This is a genomic window from Vibrio sp. YT-16, assembly GCF_033337405.1.
GTDB lineage: Bacteria > Pseudomonadota > Gammaproteobacteria > Enterobacterales > Vibrionaceae > Vibrio > Vibrio alginolyticus.
Map to the genome: position 1 here is coordinate 1 of NZ_JAWOQQ010000175.1, position 1,008 is coordinate 1,008.

A 1,008-nucleotide genomic window follows, 5' to 3' on the forward strand; every position below is an offset into this window, starting at 1 on the left:
CAGTGTGCTCAATAACACCCTCGGCTTGACGTGCCGCGTAGAAAGCCTCAACGCCACCGAGGCGTTACTCGGCACTTTGCCCAGCGACTCGTTATACAACATCCGCCGCCCACTGCTGAGCACGTTGAATCTGTGCCATCTGCTGCCCATTGCCAGCATTTGGACCGGAGAGGCGTACTGCCCTTGTCCATTTTATCCAGTAGCTTCCCCACCGATGATGATGTGCACCGCCACAGGGAACACACCGTTTCGGCTCAACCTGCATGTAGACGATGTGGGGCATACCTTAATCTTTGGTCCAACAGGGGCGGGGAAATCAACCTTATTGGCCATGCTGGTCGCGCAAATGCATCGTTATCCCAATGCTCGGGTATTTGCCTTTGATAAAAAGTACTCGATGTTCGCCATGAGTCAGCTTGGCGGCTTGCACCTAGATATTGGTTCGGTTGGCTCACGGGAAGCGCCCGCCTTTGCGCCACTGGCGGATTTGGATAACGATTTTGAATGGTGCTGTGAGTACATTGAGCAGCTTTTGGTGCTGCAAGGAGAAACCGTCACCCCTGAGATGCGAGAAAGCATTTTTAAAGCGCTCAGTGACATGCGCGGCTCGTCTCGCTTGTCGATGACCGAGTTCTGCGCGCAAGTGCAAGACCAACGCATCAAAACCGCCGTGGGGTATTACACCATCAATGGCCGCGCAGGGGACTTACTGGATGCCGAAAGCAGTTCACTCACGTTTGCCGATTTTACCGTGTTTGAAATTGACCAACTGATGAAGCGCGGCGACCGTGATTTGGTACCGGTCCTGTCGTATCTGTTTCGCACCATTGAACGGCAACTTGATGGCAACCCGTCTTTTATCTTGATTGATGAAGGGTGGATTGCCCTCAAACATCCGGTATTTAAAGACATGTTAGTGGAATGGCTTAAAGAGCTGCGCAAACTCAACTGCCTGGTGTTGCTCGCCACTCAAGCGCTCAACGAAGCCATCAAATCGGGCATTTTGGA

At 52.6% G+C, this 1,008-nt stretch carries 1 protein-coding gene; it reads left to right on the forward strand.

Translation table 11 applies throughout. The annotated features are described in order from the left end of the window. Positions 1-1,008, forward strand: a 1,008-nt coding sequence (locus tag R7F07_RS25565) for a helicase HerA domain-containing protein (protein WP_318110716.1), incomplete at both ends; no start/stop codon positions are given.